This window comes from Faecalicoccus sp. LCP19S3_E2 (assembly GCF_052121255.1).
Taxonomy (GTDB): domain Bacteria; phylum Bacillota_I; class Bacilli_A; order Erysipelotrichales; family Erysipelotrichaceae; genus Faecalicoccus.
In genome coordinates this window covers 215818-236433 of record NZ_JBQKEP010000003.1, presented here as the reverse complement: position 1 = coordinate 236433, position 20616 = coordinate 215818, and the positions used below count along the sequence as shown (strand labels likewise).

The window sequence follows — 20616 nt, the reverse complement described above, 5'->3', positions numbered from 1 at the left end:
GATTTGAAAACAGTAGTGATCGGAAGCGGGAGCTGGGGGACAGCCCTTGCACAGGTTTTAGAAGACAATCAACGAGATGTCATATTATATGGTATTGAAAAATCGGAAGTGGATGATATCAATCTTCATCATAAAAACTCCAAATATTTTGAAGATGTTAGTATCAATCCTTCCTTAAAGGCTACTATGGATATTAACGTAGTCAAAGAGGCCGATGTTGTATTACTGGCAGTACCGACCATAGCGATTGAATCCATTTGTCAACAAATTGATTCGCTGTTGACAAAGAAAACGATCATTGTCAATGTATCCAAAGGGTTTCATCCAATAACCAATGAAAGAATGTCGCAGGTGATCCGTCGTTGTATTTCTGCCGATCATTTAAGCAGTGTTGTTTCTTTGATCGGACCTAGTCATGCCGAAGAAGTAATCATTCGATTATTGACAACGATCGATGCGGTCAGCCTTAATGAAGAAGATGCGATCGTTGTGCAGCAGCTATTTTCCAACCATTACCTTCGTATTTATACAGGAAGCGATGAAGTAGGCAGTGAATTAGGTGTAGCCATCAAAAATGTTATGGCTATTGCTTCCGGAATCTTATCCGGCCTGGGCTATCAGGATAACACCAGAGCGGCTTTGATCACCCGTGGCTTACAGGAGATGATTCGTTATGGAATGGCGTTTGGTGGCCAGCAGCAGACGTTTATGGGGCTTACCGGAATCGGAGACTTGATCGTCACTTGTACAAGCATTCATTCCCGCAATTTTTCAGCCGGTTATCAGATCGGTAAGGAAAATACAGTAGAAAACTTTTTAAAGAACAATAAAAAGACAGTGGAAGGGATTCGTACTGCGAAGATCGTTCACAAGGTATCTAAGGAAAATGGAATCGATATGCCAATCTGTGAGGAAGTCTATCAGATTCTATACGAAGGTAAAGAGCCAAAGACATGTGCCAATGACTTAATGCTGCGAGAGCTGAAAAGGGAGTTTTAACATGGCAAAATATGTAAATAAAGAAGCTTTGGCTGAGGTGATTTATCAAGAACTGAAGATTTCCAGAAAAGATGCCGGTCATGCGGTAGAAAGAATCTTTCAAGAGATGTCTCTGGCACTGGCCAGTGATGGAGAAGTTGATATTTCCGGATTTGGCAAGTTTATCATTTTTGATCGTAAAGAGAGAATGGGAATTAATCCAGTCACAAAAGAAAGAATGAAAATCCAGGCAACCAAGCTGCCGAAGTTTAAACCAAGTCAGACATTAAAAAATCTCTGTAATAAAAAATAAATCATGGTATTTTTAAAGCGTTTCTTTATTCTATTATTCTGTTTTCTTGTGATTGGATCCATGATTCTTGGTTTATTGATTTAAGAAAATCAGGCGATGACGATTTCCTTAGCGGAATCGATCATTGCCTTTTCTTTTGGATCGATGGGATTGGTAATGATCTTATCATAATCACTGAAACGAGCAAATGGATACGTACCTGTCTTAAAGAATTTAGAACGATCACAGACTAAGATCTTTTGTTTAGACTGTTCAATCACTTTTTGTTTCACCGATAGCTCCTGAAAAGAGAATGTAGTCGGTCCCTGACAATCTTTAAAGCCATCGGTCCCCATGAAGGCCGTATCGATCTTGACATGCTTTAAATTATCTAAGGCAAAGGCACCTGTTGTCGTACTTCCTTTTTTCTGAATCAGGCCACCAATCAACAGAATTTCGTGTTTCAAAGCTAATAAGCTTTGCACAATACGAATAGATGGGGTAACAATCGTACATCCCTTTTTTAACGCAAAATAACGCACTATGGAAAGCGTGGTGCTGCCCGGATCTAAATATACAACAGAATAATCTGATACAAACTCAATGGCCTTTCGTGCAATTTGATCTTTTAACTCTGTATTTTCTTCAACTTTAACTTCAATGGGCAATTCATCGTATCCATCTTTTCTATGCACGTAGCCATGTGTCTTATTCACTTGACCTCGTTGTTCTAAAACAAAAAGATCTTTGCGCAAAGTTTCGGTTGTGACCTGAAAGGATTCGGCAAGTTCTTTGATGCGAAGGGAAGGTTGTTGTTCCAATTTTTTCAAAATTTCATTTCTACGTTTTTCATTATTCTTTGACATACTATCTCCTAATTCTTTGTTTTCCAATAAATTATACTATATTACCAAGTTTTTTACCCTTTATTTTGATAAAAACCAATCTTTTTATTGAGAGAAGGAGATGAATGATGTACGCTTTACACAAGGAGATGATGAGGATGAAATTACAGGTTGCTTTGGATACATTAAGCCTGGAGGAATGTATTCAACTTTTAGAACAAACAAAGGGAAGTGTAGAGATTGCTGAGGTAGGTACTCCATTTATCATTGAAGAAGGAATGGTGCCTGTCAAAGAGATTCATAAAACATTTCCGGAGATTGAAGTCCTGGCCGATGCGAAAATCATGGATGCCGGTGAATTTGAAGCCGATAAATGCTTTGAAGCTGGTGCTTCTATTGTAACTGTTTTGGGTGTCAGTCATGATGAAACAATTCAGGGAGTTGTACGATCTGCTAAAAATCACAACGGAAAAGTCATGGTCGATATGATCAATGTTCATGATTTAGCCACAAGAACCAAAGAAATCGATGAAATGGGTGTCGATTATATTTGTGTTCATACGGCCTTTGATGTGCAGCAATCCGGTCAAGATCCGTTGGAAGAATTAAAGATAGTCAATAAAGTCATTCATCATGCGAAAAGTGCGGTTGCCGGGGGTGTAAAGCTGGAAACGATTCAGGATATCGTCAATGAAGGTGCTGAGATCATTGTGGTTGGCGGTGCCATCTGCAATGCCAAAAACCGAGCAAAAATGGCAAAAGATATGAAAGGATATTTAAAATCATGAATACGATCGAATATGCAAAAACAGTATTAAATGAACTGCAACATACATTATTAAGTATAGATACCAAAAAAACAGAACAGTTTGTTGAGCTTGTGGATCAGGCTGATGAAATCTTCTGTGCCGGTGCTGGGCGAAGCGGATTTCAAGTCAAAGGCTTTGCGATGCGTTTGATGCATATGGGAAAGAAATCTTATGTTGTAGGAGAAACATGCACACCAAATATCAAAGAGGATGGAATCTTAGTGATTTGTTCTGGCTCCGGTGAAACAAAAAGCTTAGTTAATCATGCGCAAAAAGCCAAAGAGGTCGGTGCTAAGCTTGCTTTGATCACGATCAATCCTGAATCGACGATAGGAAAGATGGCTGATGTTGTTATTGAAATCAGTGCACCGAGTCCGAAAAGTGCGAAAGAAGGACAAATTAAATCCATACAGCCTATGGGATCTTTATTTGAACAATCCGAAGGTTTGTTTATGGATATTGCGATCATGATGTTGATGGAAAAGAATCATATGGATTCCGATACGATGTTTGGAAGACATGCCAATATGGAGTAGTTCATTATTATGAAACAAGAATTAGTCAAATATGTCGAAAAGCCATGGGGTTACGAAAAGTGGCTTGCAGTAACAAATCACTATGCTTTAAAGGAGATTTTCTTTAAGAAAGGTGAGCGCTGTTCCTTTCAATATCATAATCAAAAAGAAGAACACATTTACATTTTGAAAGGGAAGCTTGAGGTCCTGGAAGATGATGAACATAAAAAACTGCATACCCATATATATGGGCCCGGTGATATCATCAGCAATCCTCCGACCTTTCGACATCGGAATACCGCTTTAGAAGATACAACGATTATCGAAGTCAGTACACCACATTTAGATGATGTAGTACGAATCGAAGATGATTACAATCGATAACATATAAAAAGCCCTCACTGGGCTTTTTTGTTTATCTCATTTTTTGTTAGCGCAGGGATTTCTTTTAGATATGTCCTTCGTAATCGAAATAACAAGCTCCTTTATTTAGTAAAAGATCGGAAAGAACTATTACATTCTACTTCGCATAATGTATATTATGTAAAAAAATGTATAATCGTGTTCTATCTAAAACACATTTAATTTTTGAACACGGTTTTCATCTTGCAGTCTTAAAAAACTTTACATAATGCAGATTTTCATGCTATTTTATCTAACAAAATTCATCATTATCTTATTTAGTCTATTTTCTTATATATAATTATGATAATCAAAATATACATTACTTATTTGGCTCTCTAAAACGTATCGAACGTATGATTACCGATGTTTTTCTTTTTCACTTACTCTCATAGAGTCTATTTAATCGAGTTTGATACACACATGTGAACATATTTATTTAAAGTTATGATGAAATCATGATCATCCAAATATTTGAGCGAAAATATAGAAAGAAAAAAATGAAATGTCTATAAATAAAAATATCTCTATCGGTTTAATAACTAAAAATAATCTTAATTACATATTACTAAATTATGTACAATACTTGATTCTGCTAAATTTTTAATAGTTAAGTAGACTATACTAATTTATAAAATAGGGAATTTATGCAAAAAAAGCGATCATTGACCGCTTTTGATTTATTTTAAAAATTCATGAATAACTTAAGCAATACTACTAGTATCTAAATAATAGAGTTTCATTAAGTCTTCGGGCTTGCCATTTTTGATCAAATTCATCATGTAATCCGATCATTAATACTGGATAACCTATTCTTGTTGTTGCCAGGACTTCAGCAACCATTGATCCAAGTCTAAGATATGTCAAAATATCGACAGCGGATAGGAATCCTCCTGGATATCCACTTTGTGCCTAATACACTGGCTTCAGGATTTTTAATGTTTGCTGTTCTAATTCTGTCATAGAAATACTCCTATAATGCCTCCTTTGTCGCAATCACATCGACTCCTGTATCCGCTACATTTTTTAAGACTACATCTCCAATGTGTACAGGAGCTTGTACTTTAACGACTTTAAGATCTTTCATACAGGCAAAAATTTTATCCTTAGGAATATCATGTGCAGTTTTAACAGAAACCATTTTTTCTTCTTTAGAACCTGTTACTGGAACAATGCTGGTTACGATTCTGGTTGGATTGGTTACTTCTTTACGAGCGTAAATATCGCCTTGTTGACAAGTATTACCGGAAACAGAAACTACGTTTCCCTCTTCCATTTTTACTGTTAGAGCACATCCCATTGGACAGCCAATACAAGTTAATTCTCTTGTTTCCATATTATTTATCCTCCAGTGTAATGCGAATCGTAGATGGATCAATCTCCATCAGTTTTTTCTTAGTCAGAATGATCTGTTCCATTTCTCCTGGAGCCAGGATCTTGCTGGGTTTATGAAGAATTCTTTGATCATCCAGATAGACACTGATAAAATGGTCCTTATAAACACCGCCTACACGGAAACGTACCGTCAGCAAGTCATCCATGTCTTCGGGTCTTACCACAAAAGGTACACTGTAACGTACACCATTTTCGGTTTCGATAGGAATAACTTTCGTGTTTTCGATTTCCTGCTCTTTCAGGTATTTTACGGCATTTTTTCCAGCCTGTTTCGCTTCCTGAGATACAAAATCAACCAAGTCATGTACATGCAATACATTGCCACAGGCAAATATGCCATCAACGTTTGTTTCTAACGATTCATTAACCTTTGGTCCTTTTGTAATCGGACTCATTTCAATACCGGCCTGATTGGAAAGCTCGTTTTCCGGAATAAGACCACATGATAATAATAAAGTATCACAAGTATATCTTTCTTCGGTTCCCGATACTGGTTTTCCATCTTTGACCTCTGCAATTGTGACCGCTTCGACACGCTCCTTACCTTCGATATCGACTACGGTATGACTTAGTTTTAACGGAATCCCAAAATCATCCAGACACTGTACGATATTTCTTTTTAAACCGCCGGAATATGGCATCAATTCAGCAACAACTTTTACTTTAGCCCCTTCTAAAGTCATTCTTCGCGCCATAATTAAACCAATATCTCCGGAACCTAAGATAACAACTTCTTTTCCTGGCATCAATCCATCGATATTGACTAATTTCTGTGCCGTTCCGGCACTGTATATACCAGCTGGACGATAACCTGGAATATTTAAAGCCCCTCTAGGTCGTTCTCGACAGCCCATGGCCAAGATGATTGCCTTTGCCTGAATTTGAAATAACCCTTCTTTTGCGTTCATGGCAGTAACTACTTTATCGGAAGAAATATCCATGACCATTGTATTCAGCTTATAGGGAATCTTTTGTTCTATTACTTTCTCAATAAAACGATTCGCGTATTCTGGCCCTGTCAATTCTTCTTTAAATGTATGCAGTCCAAAACCGTTATGAATACATTGATTTAAGATACCACCTAATTTTATATCACGTTCTAAAATTAAGATATTACTTTCGCCTGCTTCTTTAGCACTGAGCGCGGCCGCAAGACCTGCCGGTCCTCCACCGATAATTACTACATTTACCTTTTTCATAGTCTTGCCTCCTACAGATCTTCTTTATCGTTTCCTACGATAAAGTTTGAATGTCCACCGGATTTACTAACTTTATACATATCGATATCCGGTACTTCATGTGATAAGACTTCCATAACACGTGGGCTGCAGAAACCAGCCTGACACCGTCCCATACCTGCTCTTGTACGACGTTTTATACCATCCAGTGAACGGGCAGGAATGATTCGATGTACCGCTTCTACGATCTCTCCTTCTGTTACCATCTCACAGCGACAGATGATCGTTCCATAACGAGGATCCTTTTGGATAAGTTCATTTCTTTCTTCCATACTCATTTGTGATGGCTTGATTAATCCTTTGCGTGACTTTTTGAAATCTGTTTTTTCATGTGCATTCGTTTTTTTCTGGATCATCTTTGCGACCATTACACCAATAGCCGGACAGGAAGAAAGACCTGGTGATTCGATACCAGCAACATCAATAAAGTTTGGTGCATCCTTGACTTCTTCAATGATGAATTCATGATTCGGATGATGCGCACGAAGTCCGGCAAAGGATGTGATGACATCTCTCATAGGAAGATTCTTAACAGCTATGGATGATTTCATAGCAACTTCATCCAATCCTTTTCGTGTTGTATTGATACCTTCTTTATTGTCGATATCCATACTTGTTGGGCCCACTAACATATTGCCGTGTACGGTTGGTGTTACCAGAACCCCTTTTCCCATCTTAGTCGGTAACTGGAAAATTGTATGAGAAACATGTTTTCCAGCACTTTTATCCAGCAGATAATATTCTCCTTTACGAGGAATAATCTCCATTTTATCAGCACTGACCATATTATGGATCACATCGGCATAAACACCGGCAGCATTCACGACATATTTTGAATGAAATGTTTGATTTGGTGTTTGGATCTCATAGTGATCATCTACTTTTTGTATCGCTTCCACTGGAGAATCAAAATAAAATTCTACACCGTTTTCTGCCGCATTTTCAGCCATGGCAAGATTTAACTCAAAAGGACAAACAATACCGGCGCTTGGCGCATATAAAGCTGCCACAGCTTCATCGGATATATTTGGTTCCATTTCCTTTAATTCGTCGCGTTCAACGATACGAAGACCGGGAACGCCATTTGTGATACCGCGATTGTACAAAGTCGTTAGTTGATCGCGATTTTCTTCATCCGTACAAACTACAAAAGATCCGATTCGCCGAAATGGAATATCCAGATCTTTGGCAAGTTCGTCCATCATCAAATTACCTTCTACATTTAATTTTGCCATCAACGTACCTTCTTTGGCATCATAGCCGGCATGAATGATTGCACTGTTTGCCTTGGAAGTTCCGCAGCAAACGTCTTCACACTTTTCAAGAACTGCAATTTTTAGTGGAAAGCGTGAACATTCACGGGCAATTGCACTACCGCTGACTCCAGCTCCAATTATGATTACATCGTACATAGTACCCCTCCATCCATAGTATTCATACACTGTAAATCTAACCCACATAAAATAGGTTGTCAAACTTGTAAATGCCTTTAAATATAGGATTTTCAGGCATTTTTAATTAATCAAAATATCTGATTAATTCATTGAAAAATTCATTGACTTTTTATAATGATCAAAGTCCTGATTTTAACGGTTTTTCTTGCACAACCAATTAATCAAAAGTATAATATTAGTAATCAAAAACAATTTGATTAATTGAGATTGATTATTCAAAATAAATCAAAATTTTAAGGAGAACATTATGGGAAAACGTAAAAAAATAACAACACGTGATATTGCCGAATATACCGGATTGTCACAATCTACCGTTTCAATGATCCTTTCACATAAAGAGAATGTTTCCTTTTCCAAAGAAACACAGGATATCGTATTGCAGGCCGCCAAAAAACTAGGCTATAAAAATGAAATCCACAAGTCGAAATCAAGTCAGAAAGATCTTCATCAAACAATTGTAGTGATTGCCCCTCACCTTTCAAATAGCTATTATGCGACTTTGATTCATTCTATCGTTTACGAGGCAAAGAAGCATAATTACTCGGTCTTTACGATTACGACCATGCGAAATGTACAACAGGAAGACTCTTACTATGAGCTTTTATCCAATTTGGATTTAGCTGGCATCATCTATCTCTATCCCCCTACCAAGATTTCAAAGGCAAACGCTTTGTTTAAAAGAATGCCGGTTGTCTCTATCGGTGATAAACCACAAGGCAGTCGTTTTGACTCGGTGGAATTAAATGGTGTAAGAGCCGGTCATTTAATGGGTGAATATCTGCTTAACTTGGGACATGAGAAAATCACCTTTATCTCTGCACCTGTCATGGGTAAAGAAATTTCTCGTATCCATCGTTATGAAGGATTGATTCATGCCTTTGAAGATCAAGGTAAGGATATTCAAAATATCCAGCTAAAAACCATGTCTTTAGCGCAGTACGAAAGCATTCAGACCGAAAATATCGAATATCAGGTTGGTTACGAGCTCACCATGGAAGCTTTGGAAGAAGGAACGGATTCCACTGCCTTTTTGGCCAATAACGATATGACAGCACTAGGCGTATTATCGGCTTTAAAAAGTGAGGGTTATAAAGTTCCGAAGGATTTTTCCGTGGCTGGCTTTGATAATATTCTGATGTCTTCTCTTCCGGATATTTCGTTGACAACAATCGAACATGCCACGTTTTTAAAAGGAAAAGAAGCAGTCGATATCATCTATAAGAAGCATCTAAAAAATAATGCGCAAAAGTCACATCCTTACATATTGCGTCTAGAATACGAACCGGAACTGATCATCCGTAAAACTACCGGAAAGCCAAGAAAGTAAAAGCTCTAAGGTCAGACCTCAGAGCTTCTTTTTAATCTAACAGGTCTGAAAGAACCCCAATATTTTCAATCATGATATCCGGTTGAATTGGATTGTCAGGAACTTCTTCTTTCTTGGTTTCCCCACTTAAGACCAATATACTGACAATGTCGCTGCCATCCGCAACCGCAATATCGGTGTACATTCGGTCTCCTACGATTGCGATTTGGTCACCGGCAAGTCCGGTTGCCTTCTGGATATAATCCAAAGTTCTATGGCTCGGTTTTCCAAAAAATTCTGGAAAAACACCCGTGCTGGATTCAATACAACGTGCTATGCTTCCGCAATCCGGGATAAACTCTCCACCTTCAATTGGACAGTTCAAATCCGGATTAATTCCATAATACGTTTTTCCGTGTCGAATAAAAGTACAAATCTTTTCTAACTTTTCATATGTCAGTGTAGTGTCAAAACCTAAGATTACAACATCCGGCTCTTGATCATCCAATACCCATCCGGCTGTTTCAAACGCTTTTAATAAACTTGGCGTACCAACAACATAAAGTTTAGCGCCTGGATGATGTTCACTTAAATACTGTAAGATCACATCGGTTGAAACCATCATTTGCTTCTCTGTGATATTAATATCCATGTTCTTTAATTTTGTGATATATGCATCTAAATCACGAGAGGAATTATTCGTAAAAAAGTAGTAATCTCTTCCGGTCTCTTTTACCTTATCTAAAAACTTATGTGTATAAGGAAATAGATCATTTCCTAAATAAATCGTTCCATCCATATCAAGAATAAAGGCTTTGATCGTCTTCATTCTTTCTTTGATCTCCTGTAAATTTGTTAGCATAACATCACCTATTTAGATTGCCCATAATAGGCGTTTGGTCCGTGCTTTCTTTTAAAGTGTTTATCTAAAAGCACCTGCTGCATCGGTTCGATGGCATTGTTTCTTAACAGGGTTGCCATCGTATTCATCATGGCCACCTCTTCCAAAACCACGGCATTGTGTACCGCATTGAACGCATCCGTACCCCAGCAGAATGGGCCGTGGGAATGGACAAGAACCGCCGGTACCTCATCGGGATCGATGTTTCTTTCCTTAAATGTTTCCACGATCACCTTTCCGGTCTCCAGCTCATAGTCACCGTGGATCTCTTCTTCACTCATGAGTCTTGTACACGGTATGTTTCCATAGAAGTAGTCAGCCTGTGTCGTTCCCAGGGCCTGGATATCCAGACCGGCCTGGGCAAAGCTTGTCGCCCATCTGGAATGGGTATGCACCACACCGCCGATGTTCTTCCAGTTTCGGTAGAACTCCAGATGGGTTGGAAGATCGGAGCTTGGTTTTAGACTGCCTTCTACAATATGGCCTTCCAGATCGACCAGCACGATATCTTCGGCCTTCATCGTATCGTAATCGACACCGCTTGGTTTGATGACCACGATCCCCTTTTCCCGGTCGATGGCACTGACATTGCCCCAGGTAAAGGTAATCAGTCCATATTTGGGAAGCAGCAGATTGGCTTCCAATACTTTTTGTTTTAAATTTTCTAACATAGTATTACTCTCCAATAATCTCATCATAGAAATCGTAGAATTTTAACAATCTCATGAAGGTAAGTCTTTGACGCGCATATGGACTCATACGTAATGTCAAAGGCTTTAAGCTCTCATCTAATGTTAATTCGTGCATTGTGGTCAATGCATTAACTTTCTTCATCCAGGAAATGATATCTTCTGACGAAGGTAACTCTTCTAATATTGCAATGATTTCATTTTCTTTCTCTTTTAATAGAGAACCATGAATATTAGCTAATAAATTTGGAGTATTTTCCTTAATGATTTCTTGTTGTAAAGCTTCATTTGTTACTTTGGAATGAATTAGATCAAATTCTACATCGACTGAATTTTTAACTTTATAATTTCCCTCTTTGATCTTGGCAAGTGCATTTTTATAAACTTCGGAGATTAGACATAAACCAACACCAACTTTTTCACCATGATAGAAATCGATTGGATCGTTGATAGCACAAATTTCCCATAAATGCGAACAATGATGTTCTGCACCGGATGCCGGTCTGGAATTACCGATCATCTGCATTGCCAAACCACTTAGTAATAGGCCATACATTAAATTTTCATAAGCAGTAAAGTCGTGTGCTCCTAATCCATCAAGGTTATCAATTAAATCTTGCAAGATATCTTGCTCTAATTTTACGACCGGTAAACTGATATATTCTCCAGTAATAACGTGTCCAATCTTCCAATCTGCGATTGAAGTGTATTTTCCAATCAAATCTCCAACACCGCTGGCAGTCAGTCGCATTGGTGCTTTAGAGAAGATTTCACTATCTGCCAATACAAAGATAGGACTTACAGCTGTAAAGCTTTTTTTGAACCCGTGCCAAGTCATGGCAGCTACTGTGGATACAAATCCATCTACACTGGCAGCTGTTGGTATCGATAAAAAGTTCATATGATGTTCATAAGCATAATAACGGGTAATATCATGGATAGTTCCAGAACCACATGCGATCATAAAATCCAGATCCGAATATTGATCTAATTTCTCACTGGCCGCACCAACTCCATGTTCATCAGCATGAAGGTTTTCCGGATTCAAACAGATCGTTATTACATCTGGAAGTAGTTCTTCCACTTTTTTACCGGCTGCTTCATATGTATTTTCATCACAGACCATAGCCACTTTTTTATACTGTCCATATTTTTCCTTCATAATTTCAGGTAATTTTTCTATGGCTCCTTTTTCAATGATGATATCATCCACGAGAATACGTTGATCTCTGGAAGCATCACAAAGCTTTTGAATTTCATCGATATTTACTTTCATGTATATTCCTCCTCATTTTTAATAAAGGCAATGACATCGCTTGACATCATTGCCTATTTTTTATTTACCTACTGATTTCAATGCAGCAACAACATCTTCGAAGAATTTATCTTCGCCCATACCGGTAATGCAGGCAAATGCATTTACACAAGGAATTCCATAATCTCCTTTTGGCAGTGGACTTGTATTTGCGATGATATCAAAACGTCCAGACTGCGCTAAGTTTAAAGCTTCTGTAGGTTTTGCTTCTGTCGCATTAACTTGATAACCATATGCAGCTAATTTATCTTTTAATTTTGCTGCAACCATACTGCTTGTTACAGTACCTGAACCACAAATAGAGAGAATATTAACTGATGTCATGAATAAAGACCTCCTTCTTGTATTTCAATTTGTTTTTCTTTCTCCTTGATACATTCGATTACTTCCTGTGGTGTTTTCGCATGATAAATTTTTCTCAATACAGATTCATCTTGGACGATCATTAGAATTCTTTGCAACTTTTTAATATGTTGTTGAGGATTTTCAATTGCCAACATCATAACTACATTTACATCCACTTCGATATCTTCACTTCCCATTTGAATAAACTTAACTGGTTTGTTTAAAGTCATGATACCTTCTGTTTCTTTAATCACATGATTTGAATCCGTATGAGGAATGGCGATACCAAATCCATTGATATCAAGACCTGTTGGATAGTCGGCTTCTCGATCTTTTAAGGCTTGTACATAAGATTCTTTACTATATCCTTTTTTTATAAATGTTCCACCTAAGATTTCAAAGACATCATCTTCACAATTGGCATCTCGATTCAGTAAGATCAGGTCACTGTCCATATCTTCCCAGATCACCTTCTACCTCCTCACTATCTATTTTTTAAGGAACAGTAGTGAGGTTTTAATTCACTACTGCGTAGAAAACCATTGAATTAAGCTTCAGCTCCGGCATTTTTGGCAGCCATGTTTTCCAAGTGAGCTTCGATCTTTTTGTCATTCATACGATATAAGATATAAGCCACTGCATAGATAACAACGGTCAAACCAATCCATAATGGATTGCCAGTCAAGAATGCGAAGAAGACTAAACCAACTAACGGCTTTCCTAAAATGTTAAAGCTTGTGATCATGGCAGCACCAGCTGGAATCGCATATCCTGCATCAATAGCAACTTGTGTAAACAAATCGGCTGTAGCTGTACACATCAACAAACCAATACTGAACCAAATAACAGCAGTTACTAAGACCTTAGCCATATTTCCATGGAATACGGCAACTAAACCTTCAACCATGTATGGAATAGCAACTAAGTCAACAACTGGTAACGTTTGGTTTCCTGGTAGGAAGAATGCGATAAATACCATGATTGGCATCAACAATAAGCCACATGTCAAAGTAGCAGGTTCACCATAAGCTACAGCATCGTTAACGGCAATGTACCATTCACGATCTCCGGCATTACCCATGAATTTACGGGCAGCTTCTGTAATCGGAGCAAATGCCTGTGCAAAGAAACCTGTGATTTTCGGGAAGATAGCCATGACGGCAGCAGTCGCAACCGCACATAACAAGATTGATCCCCATCCTTCCATAGATCCTAAATTCGCAACATTTCCTAATAATCCGATGATTAAACCAAGAATGAAACCGATTGTCATAGGTTCACCTAAGAAACCGATCTTATCTTGAATTGTCTGAGGATTTAACTTAACTTTATTCAATTTTAAAAGATTCAAAATTGGATCAATTACGATGGCGAACAAACCTGGTTCAATATTATGCATCGCAATAATCGTACAGTTTGGATACTGATAATAATTTGACCAACGTTTTGCCAATAGATCCGCAACGAGCAAACTGTACAAGTTACATAGAACCATACAAGCAATACCTAATGGGAAACTGCCTGTTACAAAGATAACCATGGCTCCCCATACCATGTAAGAATAGTTGTTCCACAAATCCGATGGTTGAAAACATTTTGTCCATTTGATCAGAAACAGTACAGTCTGAAGTACGATACCTAATCCTAAGTAGATCATACCGGCACTGGTCGAGAAGGCTACCAGTGAAGTTGCCTGCCATCCAACATCAAACACATTTAGCTCTACACCGGTAATGTTGACCATAAAATCTGACATATTCTGAATCAACGGTGTGATGATAGGTGTAAAAGCAGAAACCATCATCGAGATACCTTGTAGAGAAACTGCAGCTTCCAAAGCGGATAAGAATGCTTTTTGAGGCTTAACTCTAAAAATCAAGGCAATGATGAAGATGATAATCGGCACAATGATAGGGGCACTCATGTTATCGATCATCGATTTTAGAAATTCAAGTACTACCATATTTTCTCCCTCCTATCTAGATAATACGTTTGAATACGCTTACAATATAAAATGATTATGATAATAATAGAAGAGTAGTCTTTTTCAATTTGTTCTGCAGAAAATTGAACTCTTAATAATTTTTTTCAAATAAAGCCTCTTCATTTAGAATAACGCCAAATTCTTTGGCAAGTTTTCGAAAGCCATCTGGTGTGATCGTCTGTATTTTTTTGTTTTCACAAGAGTGTATTTTGATCCAAATTTCCGCACTTTTTTCAATCGTATGCATCAATCCAAAAGTAGAATCAAAATCGGTTCCTGAACAGAACACACCGTGATGTGCTCAGATAACAGCATTGTATTTATGTTTTTTCATCAAGTCACTGGTCTTGATCGCAATTTCCTTTCCGCCGGGAACCATCCATTCCACAACACCGACACCCTCAGGAAAAATGATTGGGCACTCTGTCATACTTTCCCAAAGCTCACGTGTAAAAATCTTATCTTCTAAAGGTAAAATAAACGTCATAGCGATTACATTAGGACAATGACAATGGTAAATAATTCGATTCTTTTTATCTTGTTGACCTTTTACTTCCATATTCATTAAATGTGTAGGAAGCTCACTTGTTGGTCTTCCCCCATCAGTAAATCCCCAACAAATCTTGTATTGATCACCGCTTTCATTAACTTGAATGATACCTGTTGTAGATGTTGGATCCTTTCGCATATTATGAAAGAATTTACCTGTACCGCTGATTAAAAAATATTCATTTGCTAAAAAAGGAACACAAGTTCCGATAGGTCTCCATTCCCCATCCAAAGAAAGCTCTTCCTTGACCTCATCTACATTCTCTTTTGTCATCCAATAGGTGAAGTTTCCTCCATTTCGTTCATGCCATCCCAATGCATCCCCATGAAGAGCCATATCAATATATTCGTTAAAAAATTTTGTATCTAATACTTTCATGTGTTTTATTCTCCTAAATCATGTATTTTGTACTTCCTGTTTTTAATACTTCCTGAAACTGTTCCAGCAGCTGTTCCGGAGCCCGGTTATAAGAATCAATCGTGTCGCCGCCTCTATGATTTGTTAATGTACAGTTGTCTAAACTTAATAATGGATAATTGTCTGGCAGTGGCTCTTTAGGAAATACATCAATAGCTGCCCCCATAATGTCATGAGCTTTTAAAGCTTCATACAATGCATCCATATCCACTAAGACTGCACGAGCTGTGTTGATGAGATAACTATTTTTATGCATCATAGAAAGTTCTTTTTTTCCAATGATGGGTGGATCATTAGGTCCGATACGCCCATGTAAAGAAACAATATCTGCTTCTTTAAGAAGCTCCTCCTTTGATACAGCTTTGCATCCATATTTTTCTATTTCTTCCTTTGGTACATACGGATCATTGATCAAAATACAACAGTGAAATGGTCTTAATAAACCAACAACCAGTCTTCCAATAGCGCCAAATCCAATCAATCCAATTGTGGAGCTTCTCATTTCCTTGATTTGACCGGAATTTGGATATTTTTCACGCCATTCTCCATGTTTGAGCGCATAGTTTGCTCGACTAACATTTCTTGTTTCACAAATCATTAATCCTACGGTGAGTTCAGCTACCGCATGCGCATTGTGCATAGGACAATGAATCACACGAATTCCTTTTTCCTTTGCCTTTTCCAAACAAATGTTTTCAACACCACCGCGAGCGGTAATGATGTACTTTAGATTTTTGGCATTTTCAATTGTTTTTTCTCCAATAGGACACATGTGAATGAAAACTACATCGGCATCTTCAATCTCTTTTGCGATTTTTTCAGGAAGTGGATACGCTTCACTCCCCTCGGTTTCAATTTTTCGAATCAGCTCTCTTGTCTCTTTTCTTCCTAAATCTTTTTTCCATTCAAAGCCAACATACGAATCGAACAATCCACATGGCTCTAAAACGGTTTTAAAACTTTCTTCCGATAAGAACATGTCGCCAATCGCAACGCATTTCATAAATCCATCTCCTTTTCATTTTCTTGTTCTTTAACTTAAATATAGAAGAAAGAAGATTAAATCGGAAGAACAGTTTCTTTCAGACTTTCGTGCAAAAAAAGTCCATGATTTCTCATGAACTTATAATAATGCTTCATAACGTACAAAAATCCGATAGATTTCTTCTGGCGTTTTTGCCTTTTTCAAATCTTCCATGAATAAAGGTCTTGCCAAAAGATTCATTAAATGAAACATAGGTTTTAGATGTGTATCTTTATCTACAGTGGCCAAGCAGCAGATGAATTCTACCGGATCCGATCCTTCCGCATGAAAGAGTACCGGATGTTTTAGACGAATCAAATTCATAGCCATCTTTTTGGTGCCAATCGGTGATTCATGTGGTAGCGCAAAGCCAGGAGCTATTACGATATAGGGACCGTTTTCTTCTACATTTCGAATCATTTGATCAATATAAACTTGCGTGATGATTTTTTCTTGAAGTAAAGGCAGTGCGCTTTGCACGATTGCTTCCTGCCATGTGTTCGCTTCTACATCACACTGAATATGTTTATACAATAAATTGCTCAAAACCACTTTATTGTGGCCTACACCGTAATATTGTGTATTAATATCCTCGATAATATTTTTATAGATCTCATTTTTATCATCCCCACTTCGCTGTATCGCATTGGCAATAATAATCTGTAACTCACGAAAATTCTCGTTTTGATCCGATTTTCCCTTTCGTTTCAATTTATCGATTTTCTCACCAAGAAGCAAACATTCCGTATCACTCAAATCCGGATGTACGAGAATGGTCTCACAGCGATTTTCTTCTACCGGAACCGTAGTGATGATCAGTTCAATGGAAGAAACATCATAGGAAGAAAGTGCATGCCTTGGTATTACTTCTACCACATAAAAACTAAAGAATTTTCTTAATTTTGAAATTAGTAATTGTATTTCACTGCCTCCTGAATCACAAACAAGCAAGACCGACAAAGATTTACGGTTCTTTTTACGTTCCATAGCAGCACAAATATGAATCGTGATATAGGCAATCTCATCCTCTGATATCGGTCTTTTCACTATGTCTTCCATAGGGCCGATATGCCTGCGAACGGCCGATACGACATGCGGATATTGTTTCATCACATTATTGAGCAAAGAGCGACTACTTTCAAATTCCATCTCAATATCTTTAAAAGTAGATTGCAGGTGATTCACCAGGTTTTGATAAAATATGAAATCAGAATGAAGATTAATTTCCAAATCTTCTGTTAAAGCATCGATAAACTTTTTGGTACTGATCTGAATTCGCATCAGCTTTTCATCGACATCATTTCTTTTTAAATAATTCATATTGTATAAAATATCACTTAATAAATATTTTTCAGCCAAGGTATATTGGATACCAAAAGACTCTACCATGGAATGAATGATATCATCCGCCATATTCTGCATGGAAATATGTTGAATCACATAGTCAATTTCAACCAATCGCCCCTTATTCTGTTCCTCGATCATCAAGGTTAAATATTCGATCAAATCATGAAATGCTTCTTCTGTAAAGAACATATGATTTTTAATTTCCGCATCCCGGATTATTTGATGAAGTCTTTCCTGATCTTTGGCCGGAAGTAGATGTGTTTCATCATACTGGTGGAAATACATAATGGTCATTTGACAAAGCAAACGCATCAAAAGTAATCTTCGATCACTTTCCTTTCCACGTATCAATAATCCCTTAGACATGGGAACAATTTTCAGATTGTAGGCGTTAAGATTCTCTCTTGCGGTTTCTGCATCGTGAATGATCGTTGATCGTGATACAAACAAAATATCTGCCAATTGTTGAAGAGTCATGTATTCTTGTGAATCACAAAGCAGATAGGAAATCATATCTGCTCTTTCCGACTTACTGAGTTTAAAGGAATAAAAATCATTTTGTTTCAAGGCATCAGAAATTAATTTTGGATCATCTTTTAAATAAATTGTCCCATCATTCTTAAAAAGAACCGGAGACAGTCCATTTGTCTGAAGAAATTCGGAAATTGTATCTAAATCATAGCGAATTGTACGCTCTGACACATCAAAGTGTGTGATCAAATCTTGTAATGTACACGATTTATCGTACTGGATACAATCCAAAAAGTATAAAATAATATCTCTATTTCTTTTATTCATAACTACACCAATCCTAGTATATTGTAACAAAACATAAATTTAGAAGAAGTTCATTTTTTTGCAGAGAAAAACGCAAAAACTTAAACAACTCTTTCGCAACATATTTCTCTATAATAATGCTAAGAGGTACAACATGGAATTTAAAATTTATAAAAATAAAAACAAGCCACTATTTGTCTATATTCATGGAGAATGTTTGTCTAGTTTCAGTTTCAAAAAAGAAGTAGATGAATTAAAGAAAGACTATACGATTCTTTTGCCAGTCTTAAATGGACAAAGCGAGAATCACTCTGGTTTTACCACCATTCAAGATGCGGCAACTTCAATTATTGAATATATAGAGCAAAATTATGACGGTCACGTTCAGGTTTTGGCCGGCTTTAGTTTAGGTGGACAGATCGTAACTGAGATTTTGGCAAAACGCCCGGATTTTAGCGACTATATCATGATTGAAAGTGTCATGATGAAAACAAAAAAAATACACAGCTGGAGTGATTTTGCAGCGGTTCATCTCAATTCTCTGGCTAAAAACAAATTCTTTAACTCATTTATGTATTATACCAAATTTAATGATGATTTCGCATTGGAGGAATATTATAAAAACTACAAAGTCATGTCTAAAGAGACAGTAAGGAATGAATTGTATGCGACTTATCATTACGAGATGCCATCTGGTCTTGAAAAAGTACAAGGCAAAGTTGCAATATTAGTGGGACAACGCGAGAAAAAGATCGTGAAAGAAAGTGCAAATCTTCTGCACGAGGCGATGCCACATGCGCAAATTTTTGTATTACAAAATTATACGCATGGCGCTTTCAGTCTTGGGCATCCTCAGGAATATATTCGCTTTGTGAAATCTTGGATTCAGGAAAAAGATAAGCAACAAAGAATCAAGGAAAGACGAAAAAAAGAAGCTGAAGAAAGTCAATACATGCCAAACTGGAAACACCTTCTTAATAAAATGAAAGATAAAAAAGCGCATCAAAAATAAAAACGAAAGACGAATTCTAATTCTTATAATATAAAACAAGCCTATACAATATTCTAGATATGATATAGGCTCGTTTTGTTTTTATTTTTAATAAGAAACCGTCATATCATGCGTAATGCCAAATGCACTGGAAACCAGATGAATGTCGAAGCAATCTTTATTCTTGCTCTGATAGTTGATGGCAGCATTCTCGAATGTAAAACCAACGTTACATTCAATGCTCTGCTCCGGATCTAAATATTCAACCATATATCCAAAGGCTTTACCCTCAATTGGATCGGTCTTAGGGGCTAATCCGTTGGTCGTAAAATCAATTTTTTTGATTTGATCTTCATTCATGGAAGAAAAATCACCTTTATCCGTATAATTTGTAAGTAAGATTCCATTTAGATCTGCTTTAGGTACCAGATAAGGAACAACGATCTGTTGTTCACTTTTATTGGTATAGGTGACCTTTAAATCCGATAGTGTTGTCTTTCCATTTTCAAACTGTGCTTTTACATCCTCGGCATTGATTTCAATCTTTAAGGCGTTGTCCTCGTACATCGTAAATTCCAAACCCTCTGATTCTTTGATATCTTGATTCGTTGCCTTACGAACATTAACGTTGTTAAAGGATAAGAACTCACCTGAATCCTTAAAATAGAATCCCATGTCATTTTGATTATTATTGGGGAAGCCGATATATCCATAGACATAGGCCGTTTGTTCCGGTAAAACCGTTGTGATCGGCATCGATTCATGTTGGTCAATAGGATTTAAATGTTCTTTGCCATCATCGGTTATGGAATATACAACGTCATTGGTCGAATAGGTATCCTTTGAATCGTTGGTGATCGTTGCCATATAGTAATAATAGATTGAATTGGATTCATCGTTGGTAATCGTCATAACATCTTTTAATTCAAAGGTTACATCCTTTTTTAAAGAGATTGTCGGATCATTTTCCTGACAACCGGTAAACAGTAAAACGATAAAGATCGAACATAATACAGACAGTATTTTTTTCATAAAACACTTC

General features: G+C 37.2%; 22 protein-coding genes. 7 read left to right on the top strand and 15 right to left on the bottom strand.

The genetic code is table 11. The annotated features are described in order from the left end of the window. Window positions 1–3 precede the first annotated feature (3 nt). Window positions 4–999: an NAD(P)H-dependent glycerol-3-phosphate dehydrogenase gene (locus ACTQX6_RS04485; RefSeq protein WP_294688171.1), complete on the top strand. Its 996-nt coding sequence runs from the start codon at window positions 4–6 to the stop codon at window positions 997–999. 1 nt (window position 1000) lies between these two features. Continuing rightward, the gene (locus tag ACTQX6_RS04480) at window positions 1001–1291 is read left to right on the top strand and encodes an HU family DNA-binding protein (RefSeq protein ID WP_167698195.1); all 291 of its coding nucleotides are present in this window, start codon (window positions 1001–1003) and stop codon (window positions 1289–1291) included. 89 nt (window positions 1292–1380) lie between these two features. Here the strand turns inward: ACTQX6_RS04480 and ACTQX6_RS04475 are convergent, their stop codons facing one another. Then, window positions 1381–2136, bottom strand: coding sequence for a DeoR/GlpR family DNA-binding transcription regulator (locus tag ACTQX6_RS04475; RefSeq protein WP_167698194.1), 756 nt, complete (start codon window positions 2134–2136; stop codon window positions 1381–1383). 137 nt (window positions 2137–2273) lie between these two features. On the opposite strand from ACTQX6_RS04475, the gene hxlA reads away from it, so the two are divergent. The 3 genes from hxlA to ACTQX6_RS04460 are packed head-to-tail and all read left to right on the top strand — an operon-like array spanning window position 2274 to window position 3823. After that, complete coding sequence (gene hxlA, locus ACTQX6_RS04470) at window positions 2274–2903, top strand: 3-hexulose-6-phosphate synthase (protein WP_117445369.1); 630 nt, start codon at window positions 2274–2276, stop codon at window positions 2901–2903. Beyond that, window positions 2900–3460 carry a 6-phospho-3-hexuloisomerase gene (hxlB, locus tag ACTQX6_RS04465; protein WP_117445368.1) on the top strand — a complete coding sequence of 187 codons (561 nt, stop codon included), beginning with the start codon at window positions 2900–2902 and terminating at the stop codon, window positions 3458–3460. Before hxlA ends, hxlB begins: the two co-directional genes overlap by 4 nt. 9 nt (window positions 3461–3469) lie before the next feature. After that, entirely contained in the window at window positions 3470–3823 is a 354-nt protein-coding gene (locus ACTQX6_RS04460; protein ID WP_294688164.1) for a cupin domain-containing protein, read from the top strand. A 991-nt stretch (window positions 3824–4814) separates the two neighbouring features. Here the strand turns inward: ACTQX6_RS04460 and ACTQX6_RS04455 are convergent. From ACTQX6_RS04455 to ACTQX6_RS04445, 3 genes are read right to left on the bottom strand one after another with little or no spacing between them, the layout of a single operon-like run. After that, window positions 4815–5177 carry a DUF1667 domain-containing protein gene (locus ACTQX6_RS04455; protein WP_117445366.1) on the bottom strand — a complete coding sequence of 121 codons (363 nt, stop codon included), beginning with the start codon at window positions 5175–5177 and terminating at the stop codon, window positions 4815–4817. Between the two features lies 1 nt (window position 5178). Then, entirely contained in the window at window positions 5179–6435 is a 1257-nt protein-coding gene (locus tag ACTQX6_RS04450; protein ID WP_117445365.1) for an NAD(P)/FAD-dependent oxidoreductase, read from the bottom strand. Window positions 6436–6446: 11 nt separating this feature from the next. Then, the gene (locus ACTQX6_RS04445) at window positions 6447–7886 is read right to left on the bottom strand and encodes an NAD(P)/FAD-dependent oxidoreductase (protein ID WP_117445364.1); all 1440 of its coding nucleotides are present in this window, start codon (window positions 7884–7886) and stop codon (window positions 6447–6449) included. 289 nt (window positions 7887–8175) lie between these two features. Here ACTQX6_RS04445 and ACTQX6_RS04440 point away from each other — a divergent pair, with 289 nt between their 5' ends. Then, entirely contained in the window at window positions 8176–9255 is a 1080-nt protein-coding gene (locus ACTQX6_RS04440) for a LacI family DNA-binding transcriptional regulator (protein WP_117445363.1), read from the top strand. 31 nt (window positions 9256–9286) lie between these two features. On the opposite strand, the gene ACTQX6_RS04435 is transcribed toward ACTQX6_RS04440, so the two are convergent. The 10 genes from ACTQX6_RS04435 to ACTQX6_RS04390 form a co-directional block, all read right to left on the bottom strand. Then, window positions 9287–10096: an HAD-IIA family hydrolase gene (locus ACTQX6_RS04435; protein ID WP_117445362.1), complete on the bottom strand. Its 810-nt coding sequence runs from the start codon at window positions 10094–10096 to the stop codon at window positions 9287–9289. Between the two features lie 8 nt (window positions 10097–10104). After that, the gene (araD, locus tag ACTQX6_RS04430) at window positions 10105–10806 is read right to left on the bottom strand and encodes an L-ribulose-5-phosphate 4-epimerase (RefSeq protein WP_441657332.1); all 702 of its coding nucleotides are present in this window, start codon (window positions 10804–10806) and stop codon (window positions 10105–10107) included. 4 nt (window positions 10807–10810) lie between these two features. After that, complete coding sequence (locus tag ACTQX6_RS04425) at window positions 10811–12100, bottom strand: sn-glycerol-1-phosphate dehydrogenase (protein ID WP_294686956.1); 1290 nt, start codon at window positions 12098–12100, stop codon at window positions 10811–10813. Window positions 12101–12160: 60 nt separating this feature from the next. Next, the gene (locus ACTQX6_RS04420; protein WP_117445359.1) at window positions 12161–12463 is read right to left on the bottom strand and encodes a PTS sugar transporter subunit IIB; all 303 of its coding nucleotides are present in this window, start codon (window positions 12461–12463) and stop codon (window positions 12161–12163) included. After that, the gene (locus ACTQX6_RS04415; RefSeq protein ID WP_117445358.1) at window positions 12460–12954 is read right to left on the bottom strand and encodes a PTS sugar transporter subunit IIA; all 495 of its coding nucleotides are present in this window, start codon (window positions 12952–12954) and stop codon (window positions 12460–12462) included. Before ACTQX6_RS04415 ends, ACTQX6_RS04420 begins: the two co-directional genes overlap by 4 nt. Window positions 12955–13031: 77 nt before the next feature. Next, a complete protein-coding gene (locus ACTQX6_RS04410) occupies window positions 13032–14447 on the bottom strand; it encodes a PTS galactitol transporter subunit IIC (RefSeq protein ID WP_117445357.1) in 1416 nt (471 codons plus the stop codon). Between the two features lie 112 nt (window positions 14448–14559). Continuing rightward, window positions 14560–14715 carry a hypothetical protein gene (locus tag ACTQX6_RS04405; RefSeq protein ID WP_441657705.1) on the bottom strand — a complete coding sequence of 52 codons (156 nt, stop codon included), beginning with the start codon at window positions 14713–14715 and terminating at the stop codon, window positions 14560–14562. Window positions 14716–14769: 54 nt separating this feature from the next. Beyond that, window positions 14770–15396, bottom strand: coding sequence for a rhamnulose-1-phosphate aldolase (gene rhaD, locus ACTQX6_RS04400; protein WP_294686952.1), 627 nt, complete (start codon window positions 15394–15396; stop codon window positions 14770–14772). Window positions 15397–15409: 13 nt separating this feature from the next. Beyond that, complete coding sequence (locus tag ACTQX6_RS04395; RefSeq protein WP_117445355.1) at window positions 15410–16438, bottom strand: 2-hydroxyacid dehydrogenase; 1029 nt, start codon at window positions 16436–16438, stop codon at window positions 15410–15412. A gap of 120 nt (window positions 16439–16558) precedes the next feature. After that, a complete protein-coding gene (locus ACTQX6_RS04390) occupies window positions 16559–18604 on the bottom strand; it encodes a BglG family transcription antiterminator (protein ID WP_317396066.1) in 2046 nt (681 codons plus the stop codon). A gap of 133 nt (window positions 18605–18737) precedes the next feature. Between ACTQX6_RS04390 and ACTQX6_RS04385 the strand changes: the two genes are divergently transcribed. Beyond that, on the top strand, window positions 18738–19595 hold the full coding sequence (locus ACTQX6_RS04385; RefSeq protein WP_294686948.1) for an alpha/beta fold hydrolase: 858 nt from the start codon (window positions 18738–18740) through the stop codon (window positions 19593–19595). A gap of 87 nt (window positions 19596–19682) precedes the next feature. Here ACTQX6_RS04385 and ACTQX6_RS04380 read toward each other — a convergent pair whose 3' ends face one another. Next, complete coding sequence (locus ACTQX6_RS04380) at window positions 19683–20606, bottom strand: hypothetical protein (protein WP_117445352.1); 924 nt, start codon at window positions 20604–20606, stop codon at window positions 19683–19685. Between the last annotated feature and the right edge of the window lie 10 nt (window positions 20607–20616).